This is a genomic window from Telmatospirillum sp. J64-1 (assembly GCF_006980715.1).
Classification (GTDB): domain Bacteria; phylum Pseudomonadota; class Alphaproteobacteria; order Rhodospirillales; family Magnetospirillaceae; genus Oleiliquidispirillum; species Oleiliquidispirillum nitrogeniifigens.
Genome location: NZ_SBHN01000051.1, coordinates 1 through 5,231, shown reverse-complemented (window position 1 = coordinate 5,231; position 5,231 = coordinate 1). Strand labels below are relative to the sequence as shown.

Genomic DNA, 5,231 nt, shown 5'->3' with positions numbered 1-5,231 from the left:
GCACCAGGTCGGCAGCCGGGGTGAAGTCGCCGATGACGTCGTTGCCGTTGCCCTTCTGGATGATGAAGGTGTTCTTGCCGCCACCGCCGGTCAGGTAGTCGTTGCCACCCATGCCGTTGATGATGTTGTCGCCCGGCCCGCCCTTAATGATGTTGCTAAGGTCGTTGCCGGTCGCCGTCTGGGCATAGGTCGCCATCAGCAGCATGTTCTCGACATTCTCGGGCAGGACGTACTCACGCGCCCACAGTTCGACGGTGTCGATGCCTTCGCCGGGCTTCTCGATGATGCGGTCGCGCGGGCTATCGACGACATAGTAGTCGTCACCCTTGCCGCCGATCATGGTGTCGTCGCCGGCGCGACCGTTGATGAAGTCGTTGCCGCTGGTGCCGTTCAGGGTGTCGTTGCCCGAGCCGCCTTGGATCCAGCGCGTCGGCGCGCCCGATTCCGGCAGGGTCAGCAGGCCGTCATCCTGATCGGGCGGCGAGGTCGGCTCAGGAGTCGGGGCCGGGGTCGGAGCAGGCGTCGGCTCAGGAGTAGGAGCAGGCGTCGGCGCTGGAGTGGGCGCGGGAGTCGGGGACGGGCTGGGAGCCGGTGAATTCGGGTCCTTCAGCTCGTAGGCGCGGATGTAATCGATCTGGTATTCTGCCGGGAAGGGCGTGCTGCTGTTCGGCGAACCCGGCCAGTTGCCGCCCACGGCCAGATTGGCCAGCATGTACATGGGCTTGTGCATGTCATTGGGCGTCGCCATGCGGGCGATTTCCTGACCGTTGAAATACCACACGATATTCGTGGCGGTCCATTCCATGCCATAGGTGTTGAAGCTGGCCGACAGATCCGGCGTCTGCGTCGCCTTGGTGCCCCCACGCCCGCTGTGATTGGTATGCAGCGAGGTATAGAGGGTGTTCATGTCGTGCCCGAGCACTTCCATGACGTCGATTTCCGGCGGCCAGCTGCCGTCGGTGGCCAGCAGCCAGAAGGCGGGCCAGATCCCCTGACCGGGCGGCAGCTTCGCGCTCATTTCGAAATAGCCGTATTGCTGCGCGAAGGACTTCTCGGTGGTGATCAGGCCCGAGGTATAGCGGAAACCATCGGTCTGGGAGGGATTGGCCGAGGGCTGAGCAGTGATGGTGAGAATGCCGTCTTCCACACCGAAGGGGTTGAGCCCCAGGCCCTTGTACCAGGGATCGACGTAGATCTGCTGCTCGTTGTTGCTGGGCAGCGTGCGCAGATTACCGTCTTCCCACATGAACGTGGTGCTCCAGGTCCCCTGCTGAGTGTTGGGATTCCACAAGTCCAATGAATTGAACTCTTCATTGAACGTGAGGCTGTAGCGATCATAGATGCTCGCCATTTCTGCTCCTGCCGCTTGGATGACTTGTTGCGCAGGATTAGGCTTGGCTACCACTTAATGGAATCTTACCTAGTTTGGGTAACACACTTTTGACACGGGGTGTCTTTTTCGGGACTTCATCGAAAGGATTAGTTACTTAATACAGGTTTATTTATCTCTTTATTCCCTTTCAATCACTTAAACGAAAACCCCAGGGGCAGAAGCAGGGATCCGCGCCTGCCGGAGCACGCGAAAGGATAGGGAAAGGGTTTTTCCCATATCGCCGCCACTTCCCGCCTAGGCATCCAAAAGGGATAGAGCACGCTCAGCCCCTGCCTCGCCGGAATGCGGGGCGCCGGAAAGTTTTCATGAAGAAAAGCGGGACGCAGGCCCTTATTCCGGAATAGCTGGAAAGAATATCGGCCCGTACCCCTTGCCGCACCCGATCCGGGAAAGCTATCCACGTAATATAACCCGGCCGGTACAGCTCCGGGGCCGCCTCCCCGCCAGGCGGGTGGGTGGCCTGCGCGAATAGCCGGAGGGCGAAACTCCCGCTCCCAGGAAGCAGGAGGCGGCACCCCTTGCGCGCATGGTCTTTTTCTTCCGGCCCCTATCCGGGCGTGGCCATCCCGAATAAAGACGCGAGCCGCCGGAACAAAAGCGATAAACCCGACGCACACTAAAACGGGGTGGACCAGCACAATAAATTAACATCGAGAAAGACGGGAAATCTCCGTCATGCCAGCGGCCCCGTCCGATGGGCCCCATCTCGATTGAAGAGTGGTCCAATGCGTCAGCACATCACGCAACTCGACAGCGTGCGCGGCCTTGCGGCCTTAGCTGTCGCCTTCTCCCATTGCCTTCTTGTCTTCTCGATCGGTGACAGCAGGACATATTGGCTGGAGACGCTGACGCTCGAAACGAACAGCCAGGTCTGGCTGTTCCGCATCATCAATGCCGCCTTCAACGACACCGCCGCCGTCATCCTGTTCTTCGTCCTGAGCGGATTCGTCCTGACCCTTTCCCTCCGAGAGAAGGAACAGGGGCTGCGGCATTATCTGGGCTTCGCCGTCCAGCGGCTGCTGCGGCTGTGGCCCGCCATGGCGGTGTCGGTGGTGCTGACCTATGCGGTCATCACCCTGTTCCACTTCCCGCCGGTCGGCGAGGAATTCTCGGAATGGTTCACCCTTCTGTTCCTGACGCCGCCCACCCTTCCGACCACCGGCCTCAACCTTCTCCTGATCAAGACCGACGTCAATGTCGTGACCTGGACCATCTATGTGGAGATCTGGGGATCGCTGGCCCTTCCCTTCCTCCTGATCAGCTTTCACCGCGTCTTCAAGGGACGGGCGCTGCCTTTCCTGGCGGGCCTCCTCCTGCTGGCCGTGGCGGCGCATCGCCATCCCGAATTGCGCTATCTCTATTGTTTCGCCATCGGCATCTGCATCGCCCTCCAGGGACCGCCTTCCCTTCTGGTGCGCCATGCCCGTCAGGCCGTCGCCCTCGGCCTGGCCATCTTCTTCGTCTCCGACTTGGTCCTCGGCTCCTATTTCCAGAAGCAGGTGGCGGCGGCGGCGGGCTCCTTCCTGATCCTCGCGGCGATTGCCGGGGCGCCGGAGCGCTTCGCCCTTCTCTCCTCGCCTTTCCTCAACGCCCTCGGACGCATCTCGTACAGTTTCTATCTCCTGCACCTTTCCGTCTTCTATTTCACCTCCTGGCTGTTCGTGTCCCTGGGCTTCAGCGGCGAGATGGCGAATCTCCTCATCGCCCTTTTCTCGATCCCGCTGACCCTTCCCCTCGCCTTCGCCTGCTACCGCCTGGTGGAAATGCCGTCCATGGCGCTGGGACGGCGCCTGGGAAGCAGGATCGGCGCGCAGCCTTTGCCCGCCCCTCCCTCGCCGCAAGGAGGTGCGCCCGTGAAACGCGGCTATGAGGAAACATCCTCGCGCTCGAAATAGAAGAATAATACCCGGACGGGGAAAGATCCCGTGCCCAATGAAGAGGTTCCCCCTTCCAAGGCATATTTTCCATCGCCGGACGCGGTAGAGGTTCTGACGATTTTATTCACCTCTTCCGCCGATCCGCGTCATTGAACAGCGGCAACACCTCTGCCCAACTTTGGTGAGGACTTGGAGGTGACGATGTCATTCTACGATAGGACCCGGATGCCCTCGCCCGTCATCGAACGCGCCGACCCGGTCATTCTTGTCTGTCTCGGGGCGGTGCTTTTCGCCGCGACCATCCTCCAGCGCTTCGCCATCCCCATGGGGGCCGAGCAGATTCCCGCCAATCTGATCGTCACCCTGGCGGCGGTCGCGGTGATGGCGGCAAGCGGTCGGCTGATGGTCGAGCCAATACGGTTCCTGCTGCTGGGCGTGCTGGCCCTCTATCTCGTCGCCTCGGGCCTGCTGCTGGCGCAATATGTGTCCCATATGTCGCTGGCCTTCCTGCTGACGATGTATGCCTGTTTCATCTTCGTCGCGCGCAGCAACGAGGCCACCTATCGCGGCGTGCTGCAGATCTACCAGACCCTGGCGCTGGTCTGCGCGGCTGCCGGGATCATCCAGTTCTTCGTACAGTTCGTCTATCCCGACCCGTCGCTGTTCAGTTGGGAGCACTGGGTCCCCGAGCCCTATATCGTCCGCAACTTCAACCTCGTGAACGAACTGTTCTGGGGCTCGGACATCGTCAAGACCAACGGCTTCTTCCTCCTGGAAGCCTCCATCCTGTCGCAATACCTGGCCCTGGCCATCATCATCGAACTGATCTGGTTTCGGCCGGGAATACGGCTGGCGGTCTATGGCGCGGCGCTGATGCTCACCTATTCGGGTACCGGCCTGTCGCTCCTGCTGCTGTTCCTGCCCTGGCTGGCCCTGCGCTACCTGTCTCCCCGCCTGCTGGTCATCGCCGCCATCGGCGCCGTCCTCGTGGCCAGCGTGGCCGCGCAGCTCCAGTTGGACGTCATCGTCAAGCGCGTAGCCGAATTCCAGCAGCATGAATCCAGCGGTTTCGCCCGCTTCATCGCGCCGATGTGGATGGTTTCCGACCTGCAGTTGGTCGACACCACCCGCACCCTGTTCGGCTTCGGCTCGGGCGCCACGCTCAACGCCATCCAGTCCCTGCCCTATCAGAGCCACGACCCGACATGGAGCAAGCTGTTCTTCGAATACGGCCTGATCGGCTTCGTGCTGTTCATGGGATATTTCCTCTACTCCCTGTTCGAGCAGGCGCGGTCGGTGACGATCTCGCTGGCGGTGCTCTACATCTTCATGCTGCTGGGCGGCATGCTTCTCGATGCCCGCCTTCATGCCATCATCCTGTCCCTGGTGGTCATGCAGGCCCGCAGCACGCCGGAATCCATGCTTCTTCCCCAACCCCAGGCCAGCACGGCCCATCCTTCCTCGGCCTAGCGGCGACAGAACCTCCGGCGGGACTTTTCATCCTCGCCAAAAGGTTCTATCCCTGCCGGGCAATCCTGTTGGAGCTGCTTTTGGGAGAGCGGAAGCGAAAACCTGCCCTTAAGGGTGGGCGACTCTCTTCCCTTTTCGTGTAGGGGTGCTATCTTCTCGCCGCAAGACCCCCGTCGCGGCGAGGGACCCCGGCGTCTCTCCCGCAACCAAATTATCGAGAGGATCCAGTCGTGCTTGAAGCCTATCGCCAGCATGTCGCCGAGCGTGCCGCGCTCGGGATTCCGCCCCTGCCGCTGTCTGCCCCGCAGACGGAAGAGTTGGTCGGCCTGTTGAGGACGCCGCCTGCGGGCGAGGCGGATTTCCTTGTCGAGTTGCTCACCCACCGGGTGCCGGCCGGGGTCGACGATGCGGCCAAGGTCAAGGCCGACTTCCTGGCGCGGATCGCGCTGGGCGAGGAGAGCAACGGCCTGATCTCGCGCATCAAGGCGACG

At 61.6% G+C, this 5,231-nt stretch carries 3 protein-coding genes and 1 pseudogene; 3 read left to right on the top strand and 1 reads right to left on the bottom strand.

Going from position 1 to position 5,231, the window contains the following annotated elements:
- Positions 1-1,351: family 16 glycosylhydrolase (locus EPD66_RS23370; protein ID WP_221931096.1), on the bottom strand; the 1,351-nt coding region annotated here is incomplete at its 3' end.
- A gap of 767 nt (positions 1,352-2,118) precedes the next feature.
- On the opposite strand from EPD66_RS23370, the gene EPD66_RS23365 reads away from it, so the two are divergent.
- The 3 genes and pseudogenes from EPD66_RS23365 to EPD66_RS23355 form a co-directional block, all read left to right on the top strand.
- On the top strand, positions 2,119-3,288 hold the full coding sequence (locus tag EPD66_RS23365; RefSeq protein ID WP_142850975.1) for an acyltransferase: 1,170 nt from the start codon (positions 2,119-2,121) through the stop codon (positions 3,286-3,288).
- 183 nt (positions 3,289-3,471) lie between these two features.
- The gene (locus EPD66_RS23360; RefSeq protein ID WP_142850974.1) at positions 3,472-4,740 is read left to right on the top strand and encodes a hypothetical protein; all 1,269 of its coding nucleotides are present in this window, start codon (positions 3,472-3,474) and stop codon (positions 4,738-4,740) included.
- 230 nt (positions 4,741-4,970) lie between these two features.
- A pseudogene (locus EPD66_RS23355) lies at positions 4,971-5,231 on the top strand (aconitate hydratase B); the annotation flags it as partial.